The 20,233-nt window shown below is 58.0% G+C and carries 19 protein-coding genes; 4 read left to right on the top strand and 15 right to left on the bottom strand.

The features are described 5' to 3' along the window. Positions 1–302 precede the first annotated feature (302 nt). Together ABUK73_RS13250 and ABUK73_RS13245 are read left to right on the top strand one after the other, a co-directional pair. Positions 303–1,877 carry a Re/Si-specific NAD(P)(+) transhydrogenase subunit alpha gene (locus tag ABUK73_RS13250; protein WP_353577692.1) on the top strand — a complete coding sequence of 525 codons (1,575 nt, stop codon included), beginning with the start codon at positions 303–305 and terminating at the stop codon, positions 1,875–1,877. Between the two features lie 20 nt (positions 1,878–1,897). Continuing rightward, a complete protein-coding gene (locus tag ABUK73_RS13245; RefSeq protein ID WP_353577691.1) occupies positions 1,898–3,331 on the top strand; it encodes an NAD(P)(+) transhydrogenase (Re/Si-specific) subunit beta in 1,434 nt (477 codons plus the stop codon). A 65-nt stretch (positions 3,332–3,396) separates the two neighbouring features. Here the strand turns inward: ABUK73_RS13245 and ABUK73_RS13240 are convergent, their stop codons facing one another. Together ABUK73_RS13240 and ABUK73_RS13235 are read right to left on the bottom strand one after the other, a co-directional pair. Further along, positions 3,397–3,657 (bottom strand): hypothetical protein, encoded by a 261-nt coding sequence (locus tag ABUK73_RS13240; RefSeq protein WP_113085682.1) that lies wholly within the window; start codon positions 3,655–3,657, stop codon positions 3,397–3,399. Beyond that, positions 3,657–4,004 carry a helix-turn-helix domain-containing protein gene (locus ABUK73_RS13235; protein ID WP_353577690.1) on the bottom strand — a complete coding sequence of 116 codons (348 nt, stop codon included), beginning with the start codon at positions 4,002–4,004 and terminating at the stop codon, positions 3,657–3,659. The genes ABUK73_RS13240 and ABUK73_RS13235 overlap by 1 nt, the downstream gene beginning before the upstream one ends. Positions 4,005–4,189: 185 nt before the next feature. Here ABUK73_RS13235 and ABUK73_RS13230 point away from each other — a divergent pair, with 185 nt between their 5' ends. After that, entirely contained in the window at positions 4,190–5,296 is a 1,107-nt protein-coding gene (locus tag ABUK73_RS13230) for an acyltransferase family protein (protein ID WP_353577689.1), read from the top strand. Positions 5,297–5,315: 19 nt separating this feature from the next. On the opposite strand, the gene ABUK73_RS13225 is transcribed toward ABUK73_RS13230, so the two are convergent. The 7 genes from ABUK73_RS13225 to ABUK73_RS13195 form a co-directional block, all read right to left on the bottom strand. Beyond that, complete coding sequence (locus ABUK73_RS13225) at positions 5,316–5,513, bottom strand: hypothetical protein (protein WP_353577688.1); 198 nt, start codon at positions 5,511–5,513, stop codon at positions 5,316–5,318. A gap of 116 nt (positions 5,514–5,629) precedes the next feature. Next, complete coding sequence (locus ABUK73_RS13220) at positions 5,630–6,400, bottom strand: SDR family NAD(P)-dependent oxidoreductase (protein WP_353577687.1); 771 nt, start codon at positions 6,398–6,400, stop codon at positions 5,630–5,632. Continuing rightward, positions 6,397–7,392, bottom strand: coding sequence for an ABC transporter permease (locus ABUK73_RS13215; protein ID WP_113085712.1), 996 nt, complete (start codon positions 7,390–7,392; stop codon positions 6,397–6,399). The genes ABUK73_RS13220 and ABUK73_RS13215 overlap by 4 nt, the downstream gene beginning before the upstream one ends. Positions 7,393–7,458: 66 nt before the next feature. Next, the gene (locus ABUK73_RS13210) at positions 7,459–8,499 is read right to left on the bottom strand and encodes a sugar ABC transporter substrate-binding protein (RefSeq protein WP_353577686.1); all 1,041 of its coding nucleotides are present in this window, start codon (positions 8,497–8,499) and stop codon (positions 7,459–7,461) included. 36 nt (positions 8,500–8,535) lie between these two features. Continuing rightward, on the bottom strand, positions 8,536–9,303 hold the full coding sequence (locus ABUK73_RS13205; protein WP_353577685.1) for an ATP-binding cassette domain-containing protein: 768 nt from the start codon (positions 9,301–9,303) through the stop codon (positions 8,536–8,538). A gap of 19 nt (positions 9,304–9,322) precedes the next feature. Beyond that, positions 9,323–10,441 (bottom strand): ROK family transcriptional regulator, encoded by a 1,119-nt coding sequence (locus ABUK73_RS13200; RefSeq protein ID WP_113085715.1) that lies wholly within the window; start codon positions 10,439–10,441, stop codon positions 9,323–9,325. 109 nt (positions 10,442–10,550) lie between these two features. Further along, on the bottom strand, positions 10,551–11,630 hold the full coding sequence (locus ABUK73_RS13195; RefSeq protein ID WP_353577684.1) for a D-TA family PLP-dependent enzyme: 1,080 nt from the start codon (positions 11,628–11,630) through the stop codon (positions 10,551–10,553). 174 nt (positions 11,631–11,804) lie between these two features. Here ABUK73_RS13195 and ABUK73_RS13190 point away from each other — a divergent pair, with 174 nt between their 5' ends. Continuing rightward, complete coding sequence (locus tag ABUK73_RS13190) at positions 11,805–12,194, top strand: RidA family protein (RefSeq protein ID WP_353577683.1); 390 nt, start codon at positions 11,805–11,807, stop codon at positions 12,192–12,194. A 34-nt stretch (positions 12,195–12,228) separates the two neighbouring features. Here ABUK73_RS13190 and ABUK73_RS13185 read toward each other — a convergent pair whose 3' ends face one another. The 6 genes from ABUK73_RS13185 to ABUK73_RS13160 all read right to left on the bottom strand — a co-directional run bounded on the left by ABUK73_RS13185 (position 12,229) and on the right by ABUK73_RS13160 (position 20,220). Then, positions 12,229–13,173 carry an isoaspartyl peptidase/L-asparaginase family protein gene (locus tag ABUK73_RS13185; protein ID WP_353577682.1) on the bottom strand — a complete coding sequence of 315 codons (945 nt, stop codon included), beginning with the start codon at positions 13,171–13,173 and terminating at the stop codon, positions 12,229–12,231. Between the two features lie 45 nt (positions 13,174–13,218). After that, positions 13,219–14,757 (bottom strand): hydantoinase/oxoprolinase family protein, encoded by a 1,539-nt coding sequence (locus ABUK73_RS13180; RefSeq protein WP_353577681.1) that lies wholly within the window; start codon positions 14,755–14,757, stop codon positions 13,219–13,221. Continuing rightward, positions 14,754–15,830: a DUF917 domain-containing protein gene (locus tag ABUK73_RS13175; RefSeq protein WP_353577680.1), complete on the bottom strand. Its 1,077-nt coding sequence runs from the start codon at positions 15,828–15,830 to the stop codon at positions 14,754–14,756. Before ABUK73_RS13175 ends, ABUK73_RS13180 begins: the two co-directional genes overlap by 4 nt. Positions 15,831–15,894: 64 nt before the next feature. Beyond that, positions 15,895–17,490 carry an ABC transporter substrate-binding protein gene (locus tag ABUK73_RS13170; protein WP_353577679.1) on the bottom strand — a complete coding sequence of 532 codons (1,596 nt, stop codon included), beginning with the start codon at positions 17,488–17,490 and terminating at the stop codon, positions 15,895–15,897. 47 nt (positions 17,491–17,537) lie between these two features. After that, positions 17,538–18,671, bottom strand: coding sequence for a DUF917 domain-containing protein (locus ABUK73_RS13165; protein WP_353577678.1), 1,134 nt, complete (start codon positions 18,669–18,671; stop codon positions 17,538–17,540). After that, the gene (locus tag ABUK73_RS13160) at positions 18,664–20,220 is read right to left on the bottom strand and encodes a hydantoinase/oxoprolinase family protein (RefSeq protein ID WP_353577677.1); all 1,557 of its coding nucleotides are present in this window, start codon (positions 20,218–20,220) and stop codon (positions 18,664–18,666) included. The genes ABUK73_RS13165 and ABUK73_RS13160 overlap by 8 nt, the downstream gene beginning before the upstream one ends. Positions 20,221–20,233: the final 13 nt, after the last annotated feature.

Below are 20,233 nucleotides of genomic sequence, written 5' to 3'. Positions count from 1 at the left end.
CCTCCCATCCTCGCGCACTCAGGATGACGAAATGACTCATCACCCATAGTGAGCACTGCCGTTGCCTCGCACATGTAACGGTGTTCATGCACCAAAGCAAAATCTGGTAGACCTCACCGTCGAAACGCCTGGACTTCAGGTCTTGATCTCCAGCTGCGTAAAAATAACGCACGCTTGCGACGCCTATGCCCCGCAGCTGTAGTTGACGCTTTTAAAAAGACGAGGTTCATTGCCAAATCAGTATTCATTTGGCCAGTTTGCTTCCTTTGCGGAGCAGGGCGGCATCTTACTAAGGCTTTGACATGAAAATTGGATCGCCGAAAGAACGATATCCGGGAGAGGCCCGTTGCGCACTGACACCTGAAAGTGCTTTGCAGTTACAGAAACTGGGACATGAGTGTCTTGTCGAGACCGGGGCTGGAGTGGATGCGGGTTTTTCCGATGAGACCTATCGCGCGGCCGGTGTGACGGTGGTCGAGAGTGCCGATCAGCTGTTTGCGCAAGCCGACGTCATTACCAAGGTTCGCCCACCTGAACAGGCGGAGCTTGAACGTTTGCAGGCCGGAAAAACGTTGATCTCGTTCTTCTATCCCGGCCAGAACAAGGATTTGCTGGAGCAGGCCAAAGGTACAGGCGCCAATGTCATCGCCATGGATATGGTGCCGCGCATTTCCCGCGCCCAGAAAATGGATGCGCTCTCCTCCATGGCCAACATTGCCGGTTACCGCGCGGTGATCGAAGCCGGTAACAATTTTGGACGGTTCTTCACCGGGCAGGTGACGGCTGCGGGCAAGGTGCCGCCGGCCAAGGTGCTGGTGATTGGCGCCGGTGTCGCAGGTCTTGCAGCCATTGGTACGGCGACGTCGCTGGGTGCTGTGACCTATGCCTTCGATGTCCGCCCGGAAGTCGCCGAGCAGATTGAAAGCATGGGGGCGGAATTCGTCTATCTCGATTTCAGCGACCAGCATCAGGATGGTGCCGCCACTGGTGGCTATGCCGCGCCGTCTTCGCCCGAGTTTCGCGAGAAGCAGCTGGCAAAGTTCCGCGAACTGGCACCGCAGATCGATATCGTCATTACTACGGCGCTGATCCCTGGCCGGGATGCGCCGAAGCTTTGGCTTTCCGACATGGTTGCGATGATGAAGCTGGGTTCCGTCATCATCGATCTCGCCGCTGAGCGCGGAGGCAATTGCGATCTGACCGTTGCCGACCAGCGGATCGTTTCCGATAACGGCGTCGTCGTCATTGGCTATACTGATTTTCCAAGCCGCATGGCCGCGCAGGCATCCACGCTTTATGCGACCAATATCCGCCACATGATTGCCGACCTGACACCCGGCAAGGATGGCAAGCTCGTCCACAATATGGAAGATGATGTCATCCGGGGTGCGACGGTTGCCTATGAGGGCGAGATTACCTTCCCGCCACCACCGCCGAAGGTGCAGGCCATTGCGGCGGCCAAACCCAGAGCCAAGGCCAAGGAGCCGACGGCTGAGGAAAAGAAGGCGCAGGAGCTGGCCGCATTCAAGGCGCAGACCAGAAACCAGGGCCTGTTGCTGGCGGTGGGGACGGGGCTGCTTTTGCTGGTCGGTGCGGTTGCTCCGGCCAGTTTCATGAGCCACTTCGTGGTCTTCGTGTTGTCCTGCTTCATCGGTTTCCAAGTCATCTGGAATGTCTCGCATTCGCTGCACACGCCGTTGATGGCCGTGACCAATGCCATTTCCGGCATCGTCATTCTCGGTGCACTCCTGCAGGTCGGGTCGGGTAACTGGCTCGTGGTGATCCTCGCCGCACTGTCCGTACTGGTTGCGACGGTCAATATCGTCGGCGGCTTTCTCGTGACACGGCGCATGCTCGCCATGTTCCAGAAGTCTTGAGCGGGTAGGGGTAGATCAACATGACAATCGGAATCGTTTCGGCGGCCTATATCTCTGCGGCTGTTCTCTTCATCCTTTCGCTCGGCGGCCTCTCCGGTCAGGAAAGCGCCAGACGCGCCATCTGGTACGGCATCGTCGGCATGGCGCTTGCCGTCATCGCCACCATTTTCGGCCCCGGTGTCGAAAACTGGTTTGTCATCATCGTCATGATTGCAGTCGGTGCGGTGCTGGGAACCTATGTGGCGCAGCGCGTGCAGATGACGGAAATGCCGCAGCTGGTGGCCGCGCTGCATTCCTTTGTGGGTCTGGCAGCCGTCTTCATCGGCTTCAACGCCCATATCGAAGCATGGCGCGTAGCAGGCATGGATGCGGTGGAGCGGGCGGGTCTTGTCGGTTTTGCGGGCATTCTCGCCCACAAGACCCCGGTGGAACTCGCCATCATGAAGGTCGAGGTTTTCCTTGGCGTCTTCATCGGCGCCGTCACCTTCACCGGTTCCGTCGTTGCCTTCGGCAAGCTTGCGGGCAAGCTGGATGGCAAGGCGAAAAAACTGCCGGGCGGGCATTTCCTCAATGCCGGTGCGGCAATCTTCTCGCTCATTCTGTTGATGATGTATGCGAATGGAGCGGGCGTCTGGACCTTAATCCTGATGACGCTGTTTGCCTTCTTCATCGGCTACCATCTGATCATGGGTATTGGTGGCGCGGATATGCCGGTCGTGGTGTCGATGCTCAATTCATATTCTGGATGGGCAGCGGCGGCCATCGGCTTTACGCTGGGCAATGATTTGCTGATCGTTACCGGTGCGCTGGTGGGCTCATCGGGTGCGATCCTCTCCTACATCATGTGCAAGGCGATGAACCGCTCCTTCATCTCGGTCATTCTGGGTGGCTTTGGTGGCACCACCGGGCCTGCCATGGAAATCGAAGGCGAACAAATCGCTATCGACGCCGATGGTGTGGCGGCAGCCCTCAATGATGCCGACAGCATCGTCATCGTTCCCGGCTATGGCATGGCGGTGGCGCAGGCCCAGCAGGCAGTCTCGGAACTGACCCGCAAACTGCGTGCGGCCAACAAGACCGTACGTTTCGCCATCCATCCGGTGGCGGGACGCCTTCCCGGCCATATGAATGTGCTGCTGGCAGAAGCCCGTGTTCCCTATGACATCGTTCTGGAAATGGATGAGATTAACGATGATTTCCCCGAGACAGACGTGGTGATCGTCATCGGCTCCAACGACATCGTCAATCCGGCAGCACAGGAAGACCCCAACTCACCGATTGCCGGTATGCCGGTGCTGGAAGTGTGGAAGGCGCGGCAGGTGTTTGTGTCCAAGCGTGGCCAAGGCACCGGCTATTCAGGCATCGAGAACCCGCTGTTTTACAAGGAAAACACGCGCATGTTCTATGGCGATGCCAAGAAATCGGTGTCGGAATTGCTGCCGAAGATCAATTGATACAGATGGCGGCACTTCCGGGTGCCGCCATGCTCGCAAATAGTAGATGCGGAAACCAGTCGGCTTCAGTGCACGGCTGGTTCTTCGCCCTCAAGGAAAGTCTTGATACCGTCCTTCTCGACGGTCGCGAGAAACTCTTCCCAGGCATCCTTGTCCGTCGCGAAGGGTTCGTCCCAGGAGGTCACGTCATCCTCTTCACTGACGACTTCCATCTGCCAATCCTGCTGGGTGCCAGCAGGCCGAAAAATATCGACCAGCACGGTCACGCCGTCGTCCTCGAACTCGCCTGAAAATTCGGAATGTTCCAACTTCTGTTTCTTTGGCATCAGCCACCTGCACCTGTCGGCGCATCCGGCGCCAAATGTTCGGGATATTGAACGGTCTGAGACTGATCGGTATCGAATTCGCCCGGCGACTTCAACAACCGAACGCCCGGACCGCCCGCTGAAGACGTTTGGTTGTCATCAATAAAGGAGATGCCAGCCGATTGGAGCGCGCTTACTACCGCCCGCAGATCATCGGAGTCGTCTTTCATGGTCTCGTGTTTTGCTTCTATAGCACGCAACGCATCTTCTGAAATATCTGACGCCCCGGCGAGACCTGCCTGATCCAATCCCAGCAAAGCGCGTGCGGCAGCAATCTGACGGCCCGTGATCTGGCTATAGTCGCTCATGATAGCAAAAATCGCATGTTGCGCCCTTCGTTGATACTATCAGTTACCACCAAGGGCGGAATTGATCAACGAAGGCTCCCCAACCTCCGATGGAGTATTGGACCACATATGCTTTGGCTTGTATGGTGAACCGATTGAAGCTCAATGCGTTTGATCCATTCGCTTTCTGCCTTTCAGGATCATAAATGACAGATACTCACGTCCCGCAACGGTTTGTGCTGCTCGATGGAATACGGGGGCTGGCGGCGGTTGCGATTGTGCATCGGCATGCTGAAGTCTTTTTTGGCAGACCGGAAGCGTCGAGCTATCTGGCCGTGGACCTTTTCTTCGCACTCAGCGGTTTCGTGCTGGCTCACGCCTATGGCGAGCGGCTTGCGAACGGACAAATGAAGCCGCTGAGCTTCATGAAGGTGCGGTTCCTGCGGCTATGCCCGCTTTATGGTCTGGCGCTTTTGCTGATGACAGCTTTCTTCGTCTGCCTTTATATCCTCGATCTGCCCACACCTATCGATGATCTTCATCGGAAGATACAGCCTGCAGAACTGGGTTTTGCCTTGGTGACGGGGCTGCTGTTTTTACCGGCTCCCTTTACGCTGACGCTCAATGGTGCGCTGTTTCTGGTTAGTCCGGCTTGGTCGCTGTTCAATGAACTCGTGGTTAACATTGCCTATGCACTCAAGGGCGCTCGCGCGCATGTAAAGACAATTGGCGTCATTTTAGCGTTGAGCGCCTGTGTCCTCATCATCGCAGCCATCCATTCTGGAAAGCTTCATCTCGGTTTTCGCTGGCACGAGATGTATGCAGGCATGGGAAGAGTATTCTTTTCGTTCTTCGCTGGTGTATTGATTTACCGTTTTCGCAGTAGATCCATCAAAACCCGCCCGGCGCTGGCCGTGTTGTGCCTGTCAGTCGTTGCTTTGGTGCTGTTTCTGCCCATCACCGACGAAATTCGCCCGATATTCGACCTCGTCATCGTGCTGATTGTCTGGCCGATCCTATTAAGTGTCTCGTCCTCAATTGAGGCAGGCGGCCGGCTTGATCGGGTTTCGAGCTTTCTGGGAACAGCGTCTTACGCCGTCTACGTGCTGCACATTCCACTGCTTGCCTGGACGGTCTTTCTCATGCCCCGTGCCAGCGACGCGGGCTGGGCAATTCCGGCTGGCCTGACCTTTATAGTAGCAACGGTCTGTATCTCATATGCTTTGACGGTATACTTCGACCAACCCGTACAAAAACACATGAAAAAGCGCCTGAAAACCAGCTCCGTGAGCAAAGTCTTTCAAGCGCCTTAAGTTTTAAGCAGTTTACCGATTACGCCGCGCCGGCAGGGTCACCTATCGGCAAAAGCGCAGGATCAAGCGTTGGATCGTTCGGATTTTTGCTATCGCCCGGGTCTAGAACGGGAGGTGTCGGCGGTTTTTCCTGAACTCGGTCGGGAATTCCGGGCGTCGATGTCGGGCCTCGTGGTGAGGATGCCGGGTCGGTCGGGAAGCTATCGTTGCTAGGCATGGTTCCACTCCTCGTTGGGGTCATGCATAAATAACCCGCGCAAGTCACAGGGGTTCCCGAGATTATGCGAACAACGCGAGACGCCGCGTTGCAGGGAAGCGAAATACGGGCCGTTTTTACGAAGGCAGAAGCCGGAAATCCGCACCTTCCGGCAGAAGCTGCCCGCCATCGACGACGATTGTCGTGCCGGTTATGTAGCTTGCATCGTCTGACGCCAGAAAGAGGAAGGCGTTGGCGACATCTCTTGGTGAGCCGAGGCGGCCAAGCGGGATGGACACTTTCATATTTTCGATGAAGGCAGGGCTCCGATGCAGTTGGACGGCTTCTGTCAGAATATTGCCCGGTTCCACACCGTTGACGGTGATGCCATAGGACGAAAACTCCAGTGCCGCAGAGCGAATGAAGCCGTTGATGCCTGCTTTCGTCGCGGCGTAATGGCCGTGCCCGGGACTGGTCACATGCGGGCCGGTGATGGAGGATGTAAACAGGATGCGGCCTGATCCTTGCGCCTTCATCGGTGTCAGTGCGGCGCGCGCTGCGTTGAAACAGCCACGCAGGTTGACGGCCATCACCCGGTCCCAATCGTCGGGGCTGGTATTTTCAATGAGTTGCCAAGGATAAATGCCAGCATTCTGGACGATGATGTCCAGCCGTCCATGGCGCGACAGTGTGTGGGTGACGGCTGCCACTGCGTCATCCATTTTCGAAATGTCCGTCTGGATAAAATCGACGCCGAATTCTTCCGCCGTTGCCTTACCTTCATCGACCTCGAAATCCGACACCACGACTTTAGCGCCTTCTTCAAGGAAGCGCTGCGCAATCGCTTTGCCGATGCCGCGTGAGGCACCAATGACCAGCGCGACTTTGTCTTTTAATCTGTCTGTCATGCGAGCCTCTGGCGAAGTTTCTGTTTGAACGTATCGAGAAGGACGGCCGCCAGCACCAGAAAGCCATGGATGACCTGCGTGTAGTTTGCGGGAAGGCCCATGAGGTTGATGGCGGTGTTGATGGAGGAAAGCAAAAGTACACCCGCATAAACCCCCGGCAGTGAACCGACACCGCCCTTCAGGCTGACGCCGCCGATGACGACCGCAGCGAAAGCGTTGAACAGCAACCCAACGCCCAGATTGGCGGTTGCGCCAGATGTGCGAATGGCCAGCAGCCAGCCCGCAAGACCTGCAATGGCGCCAGCCATGACGAAGGCGATGATGAGATTGCGGGTCACGCGAATACCGGCTCTAAACGTCGCTGTTTCATTGCCGCCGATCATCACCAGATGCCGCCCGAACGGGGTTTTCGCCATGAGAACGGAAAAGATGACAAAGCAGCTTATCGCGATCCAGGCGGAAAGCGGGATGCCGAGGAAACGTTCGATTGCAAACCACCGTATGGAGGGCGCAAGATCCTGCGCCGACCTGCCGCCGGAAACCGCCAGCACAATACCGCGCACCCAAATGAAGGAAGCGAGCGTGATGATGAAGGCGCTCATCTTCAGTTTGACGACGAGGACGCCGTTGAGAAATCCGATCAGCGCGCCGATGGCACAGGCGATCAACAGCGAAACGGGCACCATCAGCCACTCAGGCGAAAGCTTGATGCCCAGCCCGATGCCTGCCGAGCAGAACAGAATGCCCACCGCCATGGCCGATAAAGCTGCCACGGACTCTACGGACAAGTCCATGTGACCGGTGATAATGACCAACGCCAGCCCGATAGACATGACGCCGAGCACACTGGAAGCCTCGATGATGTTTGTAAAAATTCCGAGTTGAAAATAGTTCGGGATCAGCGCTGAAAACAGGGCGAGCACGAGGATGAGCATGAACCAGACAAGATTGTCCAGCACGAATTCAAGAGTTGTGCGGGTACGAGGCGTCATACGGCAATCCGGGATGGGAGGAGAAGGAAGCCGGGGTCGTTGAGACCCCGGATGGACGAGCCGCCTTTATTTGACGGATTCGATTTTCGATGTCGGCGGCTTCAGGTTGCCCCAGAAAGCCGGGTCGTTGACATTCTCCTTGGTGATCGCCGAACCTGGAATCTTGATGTTGGGGCCCCAGGCTTCGATGGTCACCACGCCCTTGAGACCGAGCACGTCGTACTCTCCAGCCTTGATTTCCTGCTTGCCGACAATCTTGTCCATGAACATGGCAATCGCTGCTGCCTGCGCGTAAAGCGGCTGCTCCACTTCCGCATTCAGCCAGCCCTTGCGAATGAGGTCGAGGCCAACGGGCGCACCGTTTGAACTCATCATCATGACGTCACCGGGCTTTTTACCAGCTGCCTCAAGCGAGGCAACGGCTGCAACCGAAAGATGGGCCGCATGGAGGAAAATCAGATCGATATCAGGATTGGCCAGCATCTGGTCGGAAACGATCGTTCCCGCATTGCTGGCTTCCCACTGAAGTGCTGGCACAGAAATGATGGTGATGCCGGGAAAGGCCTTCATCTTTTCTTCGAAACCCTTCTGGATGTCGAGCGTATAGGGATCACCGGGGTCACCCAGCACCTGCAGGATTTTGCCTTTTACGTCGCCTTTCTTCGCTTTCAGCATAGCCTGCGCTTGATCGGCGGCAACATGGCCGATCTCTATCGTTCCCGCCACGGACGTAAAGTCTGACTTTGTGGTGGTGATCTGGCGGTCGAACTCGGCCACCGGAATGCCCGCTGCGCGTGCCGCCTCAATAGAGGGTTTCAGCGCGTTGAAATCCACAGCAGCGAGAATGATCGCTGCGGGTTTCAGCGCGATGACGTCGTTCATCTGCGATTGCTGCGCGTCGGTTTTGTTATCGGCATTGAGCGTCTTCATCTCATAGCCGGCCTGCTTCAGAAACATTTCCAGCGCGCTGACAGACCCGGTCTGGAACTCATCAAGCAGCGTTGGTACGAGGTAATAGACGGTGCCCTTGGTTTGAGCATTGGCAGTCGAAAGCATGGAAAGGCCGAGCACCAATACGCTCAGCAGCATCAATCCTATTCGCTTCATGGTCGTTCTCTCCAGTTTTAGCCGGACCCCTTGTCATTATTGGCCCGCCGGTCCGGCACCGGCGAGGGTTTGCCCTGTGATCATCTCGATCACTGCATCCGGGCTTGTTTGATTGCGCTCGACATCACCGGCGACGACGCCGTGGCGGATGACGACAATGCGGTCGGCGACCTGAAAGGCCTGCTGCATGATATGCGTGATGATGACGACGCCGATGCCCTGGTTGGCAACATGACGGATCATGTCCAGCCCACGCCGTGTCTGTTCCACGCCGAGGGCCGCGAATGGTTCATCCAAAAGAACCAGCTTTCCGCCCCAGTGGACGAAGCGGTTCAGCTCGATGGCCTGTCTCTGACCGCCGGAAAGATGTTCGACTTTGGTGCGCATGGAAGGAATACGCGTGCCTGCACTTGCCAGTGCCTTGGCTGTGATATCCTCCATCGCACGCTCGTCCAGAAAAGGTATTCCCGCGATCTTGCGGGTGATCTCCCGGCCCATGAAAAAATTGCCGACGACATCGACATTGGTGCAGAGCGAAAGGTCCTGATAGACGGTTTCGATGCCCGCCGCCTTGGCCTGCGCAGGTGTCGTCGCGTTATATTCCTGTCCTTCGAACAGCATGCGTCCGGAAGTCGGTTTGAGGCCGCCGGAAATGATCTTTACCAAGGTCGATTTGCCCGCGCCATTGTCCCCTAGAAGCGCCACGACCTCGCCCTTGCCAATCGAGAAGCTGATGCCCTTCAGCGCTTCAATCGCGCCGAAATTCATTCGAATATTATCGAGCACAAGCAGCTTCTCGTTCATCAGGCATTCCCCTGTTTTCTTAGGTTTCGAACATTTGGCCGTATCGTGGTGAGAGAACACCGAACACGGCAAGTGCCGCAGCACCGCGAAGCGCGGAGTGCTGGCAGTCACTGGCAATGACGACGCGTGGGTAGGATCGGTTTGGACGGACGGACACGGAATTGTTGAGGCCTTCAACGAGCGTCGCCAATTGGTCGATCAAAGGTTGCGGCGCCAGTCCGCCGAGGACGACGGTTTCGGGGTCGAAGAGGTTTTCGATGGTGCGGATCGCGTTTCGGAAAATCGGCGCGATTTCGCGCACCCATTCCTCTTCGGGTATGCCCCGGCGCGTGAAGGCTTCAAGTGACAGATACCGCTCAAGGCATCCATGGTTTCCGCAGGGACATGGTTCGCCATCTGGCACTGCTGGGATGTGGCCTATTTCTCCTGCATTTCCCCAGGCACCGCGCATTACGAGCCCGTCATGCATCATAGCCCCACCGAGGCCCACGCTGAAGAACAGATAATAATAATCCGAAAGCTGTTGCCCGAGACCATAAAGCTGCTCGCCGAGTGCGGCTGCTGCCATATCGTTTTCGATGAAGGATGGAAGGCCTGTCGCTTCTGCAAGGCGCTGGCGAATGTCCACATTCTGCCATCCGGTCATAGTCGTCGGGCCAACGAAGCTCATGGATTCCACATCGAATGGGCCAGGAAGGGCAAGGCCAGCACCCAACAACCGGCCACCGCGCAGACTTGCTTTCAGTTCCGTCACCATTTCGCCGATCAGGGCAAAGGCCTCGTCCGGTGTGGGGTTTGACGCGTGACGGTGGCGGCTTTCGACGACATCACCGAGAAGATTGACCAGCGCCGCCTCGATGAAAAGCGGCGTCAGGTGAATGCCCACGGCCAAGCCGCCATCGGGATTGATGCTGAGTGTCGATGGCGGAATGCCGCGGCCTTTGGGTTCTTCTTTTACGGAGCGGATGAGGTCATGCTCTTCCAGCTCGCGCACGATGGTGGACACCGTCTGGACTGTCAGACCCACGCTGTCGGCAATGTCGCCGCGTGTCGTCGGTCCGCGCAGCCGGATGGATTCCAGCACGATCCGCCGGTTATACGGCCTTCCAGATTCCTGATTGGTGCCACGTAATGCCATGTCAGAAGTCCCCGAATGAGGGAAGACTGACATCGCATCTCTATTTAGTCAAATGGTTTTCAAAAAAAGATTTGAGCTCTTTTAACGCGTTTGATGAGGAAGCTTTTTATCACGTAATCTTTCCGCGCGCCGCGACAGCCCAGTTTTCCGGCACAGATCGTCCGTGGCCTTTGACGACCACGGAATCGACCATATTGGTCACCACGCACGCGTGATTGGGCACGATCCTGATCTTCTGGCCGACGACGAGGCCGATAGGTCCGTTGCTGACCAGACGTCCGTGTTCTTCGGATAACTGATCGATGGTGATATCATCACGACCGACCACATGCCCATGGTTGGTGAGGCCGAAGAGATCGGAGGTCAGCGTTTTGGAGCCAGCGTCGATAATCGCGCGATCCGGTGCTGGTACGGAAACGACTGTCGCCAGAACATGCAATGCGCAATCATCCCAGCCGCACGCGCCACGCGCGACCAGAGAGCGGTCGTTATAGACATATGTTCCCGGTCGATATTCTGTCGTGACCGGTGCATCAGCGGCATGCATCATGGAAGGGCTACCGCCGGAGGTGATGACCGGAACGGCAATGCCGCGCGCTTCGATCCGGGTTTTAGCCTCCTTCATGAAGCTTTCAACTGAGGTTTCCTGTCCCACTGGTGGAAACGTCATGAGGCCACCAAAGGTAAGTCCGGGCGCTGCATCGATATAGGCACCCAAATCCTCCGCAGCCTCAGGGGTGAGAACACCGCAGCGTCGGGCCCCCGTATCGCATTCCACGAGAACCGAAAGTGGCTGCGGCTCATTCCTGAACGTTGCCGACAGTCCATCCACCACAGCCGTGCTATCGGCCACGACTGAAAGCATTACGCGTTTCGCAAGCTCTCTCAGCTTTTCAAGCTTCTCACGGCCAACAATGTTGTAGGTGATGAGGATATCGCGGATTTTTGCCTCGCCCGAAATCATGGCTTCCGCTTCAGACACTTTCTGGCAGGTGATGCCAATAGCCCCCGCTTCCAACTGCATCTGCGCGATTGCGGGAAGCTTATGTGTCTTGATGTGTGGGCGAACATTCAGACCATTGGCATCCGCATAACGCTGAAACCGCTCGATATTGCGATTGACAATATCGAGATCGACGAGGACGGCGGGTGTGCTGATGGCAGTCAGTTCTTCATGCGAAAAAGGCATTTTGACCTCGATAGAAATGATGTGCAGCGAGAGAATTGTGGCACAGGCTTAGGTGTGAGCAGGCCCTATTGACAAGTCTTCATGCCCAAGCCGTGATATGTCAATCAACGAAACATCCACAGGACAACGGGAACTTCAGACACCCTGTTTCAAATATCAGAAAGAGAGAAACTGATGACGATCAAGCGATATGGTGCGGGCGAAACCGGCGCGGGCGGGCAGGCGCTTCCCTTTGCACGCGCTGTCGAAGCTGGCGGATGGCTTCATGTTTCCGGTCAGGTTGCTATGGAAAAGGGTGAGATCGTTCGCGGCGGCATCGTTTCGGAAACTCGCAAAACAATCGAAAATCTGATCGCAATTCTCCACGAGGCCGGTTACGGCATCGAGGATGTGGTCCGCGTTGGCGTCTGGCTCGATGATCCCAGAGATTTCTGGAGCTTCAACGGCGTTTATGCGGAATATTTCGGAGAGAACCCTCCCGCACGCGCCTGCGTTCAATCGCGCATGATGGTGGATTGCAAAGTCGAGATTGATTGCGTCGCCTATCGGGCCGACCGCGCGTAACGGCGCGGGCCTTTAGTTAGGCCCCGCTGTCGCCTCACAGCGCAATTTCAAAAACCTCGTCATGGGTCGCGACGAATCCTTTGCCTTCGGATGTCACCCAGCCGCGAAACATGCCGGGCGTATTGTATGGGGCTGAGATATTGCCTTCTGCATCCACGGCGACAAGGCCAGCACCTATGCTGTGGGGTGCCAGATCGTCATGCACCAAGCCATTTGCAGCGGTGTCCAAGCTCTGGTTGAGATAGGATATGCGGGCGGCGATCTCGTGGCCGACGACGTAGCGGATAAAGAACTCGCCCTTGCCGGTGCCGGAAACGGCACAGGCTCCGTTGCGTGCATAGGTTCCCGCTCCAATGATGGGGCTGTCACCAACGCGACCGTCGGGCTTGTTTGTATAGCCGCCTGTCGAGGTTGCCGCAGCAAGATGTCCACTGGCATCGAGTGCCACGGCGCCGACCGTGCCATGTTTCTCATTCTCCGTCGCATCAGTGCCTGCTGCAGCGTGGGCCTTCATCGCCTCAAGTGCCTCGACACGTTTTTGCGTGGTGAAATAGGATTGCGGCTCGGTTTTCACACCTTTCGAACGGGCGAAAGCATCCGCTGCGGCACCGGTGAGGTAGACGGCGCGACCGTCCTCCATCAATGCGCGGGCCGCCTTGATCGGGTTGCGGATGGCACGTGCGGCACTGATGGCACCGGCTTCAAGCGTTGTGCCATCCATGATCGAGGAATCCAGTTCGTGCACACCGTTTTCGTTGAGCGCCGCCCCGTGACCGGCATTGAAATGCGGGCTGTCCTCCATCGCAATGACAGCAGCTTCCACCGCATCCACGGCTCCGCCGCCAGATGCGAGAACGCTGTAACCGGCGCGCAGGGCCTTTGCCAAATCCTGTCTGGCTTCAGTCCATTCCTGTGGTGTCATGCTGTCTTCCGGCAGCACGCCGCAGCCACCATGAATGGCCAATGCAATTTTCGTCATGTCTTGCTTCCGTCATCCGGGGCGGCAATTGCCGCCGCTCCCTTTTCAGTTGAAGTCGATATCTCCGATAACGCGCACCCGCACGCGGCGTGCTCCGCCCGGCAGATAGGCAATCGGAATATCTTCGACTTCCAGTGTCTTGAGCGTGTTGCGTCCCGCACCTGAGGCAACAGCAGCATCCTGCGCATCGGCTTCCGCTTTTGCCAGCGCCTCATCGCGGCTCATGCCTGAAAACACCTGGTCGACCTCGCCGGAAACCTGTGCCATGGCGGCACCCAGCGCATTGGCCACTCCGGCATTTTCCACACGAAGCACTTCGGACGCGCCTGGAATTTCGTCCGGTATCAGAAACGCGCCACCGCCCACGGCAATCAGCGGAACACCATCCGCCGAGGTTTTCATCTGATCGAAATTGTCGGCGACCATATCGCGGATTCGGGCAAGGCTTGCCTTCACGAAAGCGGGGTCGAGGTTTTTCACCCGGTCGCGGTCGCCCATGTCGATCAACCCTGCCGCAACCGCGATGTCAGAGGTCGTCAATGTCTCGCCGCCAAAAACGCGGGCCTTGGTGAGGATGCGATAACCCACAGACCGTGGGCCGATCTTGCCTGTTTCCGGGTCGATGATTGTGCCGCCGCCCAGGGCTATCGGCAGCAGATCGGGCATACGGAACAGAGTACGCACGCCACCAATATGGACGATGTTGTTCGCCTCGCGTGGGAAGCCTCCCACCAGACAACCGATATCCGACGTTGTTCCCCCAACATCGACAACCATGGCGTCGGTCAGTCCGGTCAGGAATGCCGCGCCACGCATGGAGTTGGTCGGGCCGGATGCGAAACTATGGACGGGGTTGGCCGAGGCAACGTCCGCCAGCGCCACGGTGCCATCGTTTTGCGTCAGGAAAAACGGCGCGGTAACACCTGCATCGCGGAGCGCATCGGAAAATGCCTGCACGGTTGTTTTGCCGAGAGACTGCAAGGCAGCGTTCAGAATAGCGACGTTTTCGCGTTCCAGCAGGCCGATGCGGCCCAGCGTATGCGAAAGCGTGATGCGTGCCTGCGGGATGACCGAGCGAACAATTTCGGCGGCCTTGACTTCGCATTCCGTCGTCAGCGGCGAGAATGTCGCGGAGATGGCGATGGAGGTGATGCCAGCGTCACGGATTTTCATCGCCGCTTCGCGGATTTCATCCGGGATCATCGGAACCAATGGGGTGCCGTCATATTCATGGCCGCCATGCACCATGAAGATCATCGGGTCGATAGCGGCGCGCAGATCGTCCGGCCAGTCGCACATCGGTGGCAGAGAAGCGCCTGTCGGTAGCGCGATGCGAATGGCGGCAACGCGCTCCAGCCGTGCTCGCTCCACCACGGCATTGGTGAAATGGGTGGTGCCGATCATGACAGCATCAACCGGGCGACCAGCCGCCTGCGGGTGAGCAGACACATGTGCGAGTGCGGCGCGAACGCCCGAAAGGACATCCGTCGTGGTTGGAACCTTGATGGAGGTGATGATCGTATCACCATCAATCAGCACGGCATCCGTGTTGGTGCCGCCTACGTCAATACCAATGCGTTTCATGGAAATACCGATCTGAAATCAATGTCGTAACCGAAGGCACGCGGCCCCACTGCCGCTATTCCCGCCGGGGTCGTCAGCAGTTCCGGTGCAGGCAGGGCAACGACGGTTACCCGCTGACCGTAACGAACGGATTCCGTGCCGATGGCGCTGCCGGATACCGTATCGAGCAGGCACAGGAGGTCGGGGGTCATCGCCACGGGCTCACCATCGCGGAAGGCAACGGCCCACTCGTTCTGAAAGCCGAGTTCCATGCGTGAACCGCGATCGGCATCGCTGCCTTCGATGATGGTGCGTCCGCGCAAAAAGCCGCCGGTGGTTTCGCGGGCCACGTCTACGACCTTGCCGCGGAAAAGCTGCTTGCCACCCTCATGATCGAGAACGGCTTTGACCGGATCGTCATGACGTGCGCGTGCGTCCATGACGGCGCGACCGAGTTCAACCGCCTTGGTGACGGTGTAGTGGATGCCCCACTCTTTGACTTCTTTACCGGTCCGAGGTGCCTTGCAGGTGGCAGCGGTCGAACCAACCTCGGTGCAGACCTTGCGCGAGATACGCTCCATCCACTTCCAAGATGCTGCGCGCGTCACGATGACTTCGTTGTCGCGAACATCGACCAGCGAGAGCGGGAACATCGGCAGGTTGCCGATGGCAAAAGAGGTCATCTGCGCTTCCGGATAGGCGCGGCCCATGGCATCGGCATTGACCACCGGACGGTCCAGCATGGCTGCGGCGAGGAAGGACGAGATGGCATTGGAACCACCGATTTCCACGCTCATGATGGCGCGGAACGGCTTGCCGAGATAATCCTCCATCACTTCGACTGCACGGGCCAGATGGGCCGGATCGCCCAGACGTTCCTGGCTGACAAGCGGTGCACCCATCATCGAAACGACCGCGACCATATCGTCATCGTCAAGCGCCATCGGGTCCATGACCTGTACGCGCTTTCCCTCGGCGTAGAGCCGTCTCAGGTTCAGCGTCGAGATATAGGGATTGCCCCCGCCGCCCGTACCTAAAATCCACGCGCCGGTGGCCAGCGGCTCGATATTTTCTTCTGCAAATTCCTGAAGCATGTATCACCTTCGGCAATGGCATCTGCGGCCCCGCAACAATGCGGGGCCAGCGTTCATCCGGCTATCAATTGGCCGCGCAATCCCAGTGGAAGCGCGAGAAGTTCAGATCCCAGCTCTGCATGGGAATGAACTCGTAGCCCTGAAGGCATTTGTTTGCGGCATAGCGACGGTTTGGCGAGACGGCCCAGACATCAGGCTGAAGATCGGTAATCTTCGTCTGAAGTTCTTTGTATGTGGCGTTCTGTTCGCTGACGTCAGTCGTGCCACGCGCCTTGTCGATCAGCGCGTCGATCTCAGGGTTTTGCAGCCATTCCATCGACATCCATGTGCCTGATGCCTTGGAGTGATACTGATTGTAGAACATTGCGTCCGGCGAAGGGTACGTGGGCGAAATGTTGACCTGTGTCGAGGCAGGTGTCGTTTCTGCCTTGGAGGACAACTCAACGATGCGGTTCCATGGCTCGGGCTTGATGTCGAGTGTGATGCCGATCTGTTCGAGATTGGCCTGGAGCATCAGAGCCACTTCCGCTTCAAAAGCGAGGGATGCGACGTAGCTGTTGACCAGCGTGATCTTCTGGCCAGCATATTTCGACTTCGCCAGTTCTTCCTTGGCTTTTTCGAGATCGAAGACGCCTGGCTGGATGCCGTCATTATGGGCGTCCTTGAAGGCCGTAGACAGCGGTCCCTGCATGTCGAAGCCGGGATAGATCACTTCCTGAATGGTCTTGTAGTCCGTCGCATAGGCAATGGCGCGGCGGACGTGGATATCGTCGGTCGGATAGGTCTTGGTGTTCAGCTTGATGACGAAGCCGCCCGAGATGCGGGTCTGGATCAGCTTGTAGTTCGGCATCTTGCCGATGGATTCATAAGTGTCGTTGCCGAGGCCATGCGAGCTGAGGCCAAGATCGCCTTTTTCCGCCAGTGCCTTGACCGTGGCATCGTCGCTTGTCTGGATGAAGCGGACTTCATCGATCGGCTTGCCCTTGCTCCAGCCGCCAAAGTAATCCGGGTTGCGGGCAATAACCATGTCGGCAGAGCGGTTATAGCTGACAAGGCTATACGGGCCGGAACCGGCAGAATGTTCGCCGACATAGGCCTCGCCCCATTTGTCATCGGGCTTGGCATTCGCCGTCACCAGCTTTTCGTTCAGCGCAACCATCAACGGCGTGATCGACAGGAAGGGTGAGAATTTGCGGTCGAGCTTGATGACGACGGTCTTTTCGTCAGGCGCGGTGATATTCTCCGGCTTGACGAGGCCGACGACGAGGTTCGACGGGCCTTTGTTGATGCCGATCAGACGCTGGATCGACCAAACCATATCGGCGGCCTTCAGCGCGGTGCCATCCTGAAACTTCACGTCGTCGCGAAGATGGAAGGTGTAGGTCTGACCATCGGATGAAATCTCCCAGGATTTCGCCAGATGCGGGATGACCTCGCCCGAAGGGCTGACCGTCGTCAGGCCGTCATACATATTCACCACGGCCATGTAGCCGGTGTAATCGGTGACCTTTGCCGGATCGAGCGAGCTGAAGATCTGCATAGTGTTGACGGCGATGGACACTTTTTCATCCGCCGCCTGTGCGGAAAAGCCGAAGTTCAGAGCCATTGCTGTGCCCAGCGCCAAGGCGGCCAGGCGGGAGTGTCTGGTATGTGACGTCATGGAAGTTCTCCTCTTTATATGCGGGAACGGAACGGCCCCGCTTGTTATCAGGCAGCTTTTCGCACCGGCGCGGGCAGGGGCGAGAAATCGATGTCCGGGTATCCGAAGGCAGTTGGTCCCACCACTTCTAGAGCGCGGGCACTGCGCAGCAGGTCGTGGCAGGGGATGGCAATGACCGCGACGCGCTGGCCATAGCGCAGCATTTCGGTGGTGATCGGATAGCCGGTATCCACATCCAGCAGAACGATAAGATCAGGCACACAAACCTCGACCTGGCCGTTGCGGCGGAAGATCAGGAACTCGTTTTGAATGGCGACGCCAGCGGTCTGGCCGCTGAAATCGTCGAAGCCTGCAAGCTCCAGATCGCCCACGGAAAAACCGCCGCGCAGGTGCCGTTTCAGGTCGGTGATCTTGCCATTGAAGATGCGTCGGCCACCTTCGAGCGCGCAGACGGCTGCAATCGGATCTTCCTGCGCCTTGCGGGCGTTGATAACCGCTTCACCCAGCGCGATAGCCTTGGTGTAGCTTTTGGGAATGCCATATTGATGCACATAATGTGCCTGCATCGGCGCGGTCGCCAGCATCGCGCCACCGCCTTGCGCCACGACGCAGGCGCGCGCCATGCGCTCGTGCCAGACTTCTGAGACGGCGTGGCTGAAGATCACCGCATTGCCGTGTAGGTCGCACATGACAGATGGCGTGGAGCTATGCCCATAGATCGAAAATGTCGTCATCTGCATTTCCGGAAAAGCGCGGCCCATGCCATCGCAATCGAGGATCGGCAGGCCGCCGAGGGCGGCGGTTACCAGCGGGTTCATGGAGTTTGCACCGCCGATTTCTTCGCAGACGATGGCATCGATGGGCGTGCGGATCAGTTCTTCCATGGCGCGCAGGCAGCGCAGGCCTTCGCGACCCTCACGTATGCGCTCCACGCCGACCACCGGTGCGCCGATGCCGCCGAGAGACATGCAGAGAGCGTCGGGTTCGATGGCGTCGGTCGCGAGTATCTTCATCTCGTAACCGGCCTTCATGGCTTCCAGAACCAGCAACTTGCCCTGATAGGGATTGCCGCCGCCGCCGGTGCCGAGGATGCCCGCGCCGATTTCGAGAGCGTCGAGGTCTTCGCGCGTCAATGTCCGCAGATCGGCCTCGTCATATTTCAGCTTGCGCGTTTCAGCCATGGTGGGCTCCCATTTCTCCGACGACTTTCACATGAATGCGGGTGGCATTGCCCGGCAGGTAGGCAAGCGGCATATCTTCGCGCTCGATGACCTCAAGCGTTTCAGCCATGGCACCCGCCGCAATCGCCTTTTCACGGGCTTCAGCTTCGGCCTCGGCCAAGGCGCTCTCGCGGGTACGACCATCGATCAGCGAAAAGACACGATCAGTCTCGCCGCTGATCTGGGCGATGGCGGCACCCACGGCATTCGCTACTGCAAAGTTCTCGGGGCGGATCACGTCGAGTTCGCCGATCCGGTCGGGCATCAGGATCGATCCGCCGCCCACGGCAATCACAGGAACCGGGGTGTTGGAAATGCGGCTGCGTTCGACACAGGCCTCAAGCATGGCGTTGATCTTCGCTACGGCTGCTTCGACCAGCTTGGAATCCAACCCTTCAACCAGCGCCCTATCGCCAATGTCAGCTTTGCCGGAAGCGACCGCGATATCGGTTGCCGTCAGGGTCGAGCCGCCAAAGCACAGAGCGTCGCCGCGCACGCGGTAGCCAACCGATTTGGGGCCTACGGTGATGCCCTTGTCGCCGTTCACAACCAGCGAGCCGCCGCCCAGACCGATGGAAAACACATCCGGCATACGGAAATTGGTGCGCACGCCGCCAATATCGACGGTGGTCGAAGCCTGACGCGGGAAGCCGTGTGACAATGAGCCGACATCCGACGTCGTGCCGCCGACATCGACCACGACGGCATCCTTCAGACCGGTGAGGAAAGCAGCACCGCGCATGGAGTTTGTGGGGCCAGAAGCAAACGTCAGAACCGGGAAAGCCCGCACGACATCGGCAGCCATCAGGGTACCGTCGTTCTGGGTGATGTAGAACGGGCAGGTCAAACCAGCGGCAGAGAGCGCTTTGCCAAAGGCGGTCACGGTGCGGTCAGCCAGCGACAACAGGCTGGCATTCATGATGGCGGCACTTTCGCGCGCCAGCAGGCCATGCCGACCGATATCCTTGGACATCACCACCGGCAGGCCGGGGCAGCGCTCCTGCAGGATTTGCTTGGCGCGCTGCTCCATGGCGTCGTTGATGCCGCTGAACACGCAGGTTACGGCGGCAGCTTTGAGGCCCTTGGCACGAATATCACCGGCAATACGAATGATCGCATCTTCATCCAGAGGCGAGATTTCACGCCCGTCGAACTCATAGCCACCTTTTACCTGATAGCCGTGATTGCCGACGATTTCCCGCAGGTCGTCCGGCCAGTCCACCATCGGCGGCAGGCCAGCGCCCGATGGCAGGCCGAGGCGGATCGCCGCGACCTCTTCCATGTGACGACGCTCGATGACCGCATTGGTGAAATGGGTCGTGCCGATCATGACCGCGGAGATACCACTGCGGTCGATACCGGATGCGGCGATGACTTTTTCCAGCGCTTCGATAACGCCGGATGTCACATCCTCGGTGGTCGATGCCTTGACCCCCGCTAAAACGGTTTTATCCTTCAGGACAACGGCGTCAGTATTGGTGCCGCCTACGTCGATTCCAACGCGATACACGTCAGTTCCTCCT

The sequence above is a fragment of the Agrobacterium vacciniicorymbosi genome (assembly GCF_040427045.1).
Classification (GTDB): Bacteria; Pseudomonadota; Alphaproteobacteria; order Rhizobiales; family Rhizobiaceae; genus Agrobacterium.
Note: the sequence above shows the minus strand (reverse complement) of the source record. Positions and strands in the feature narration are given on the sequence as shown.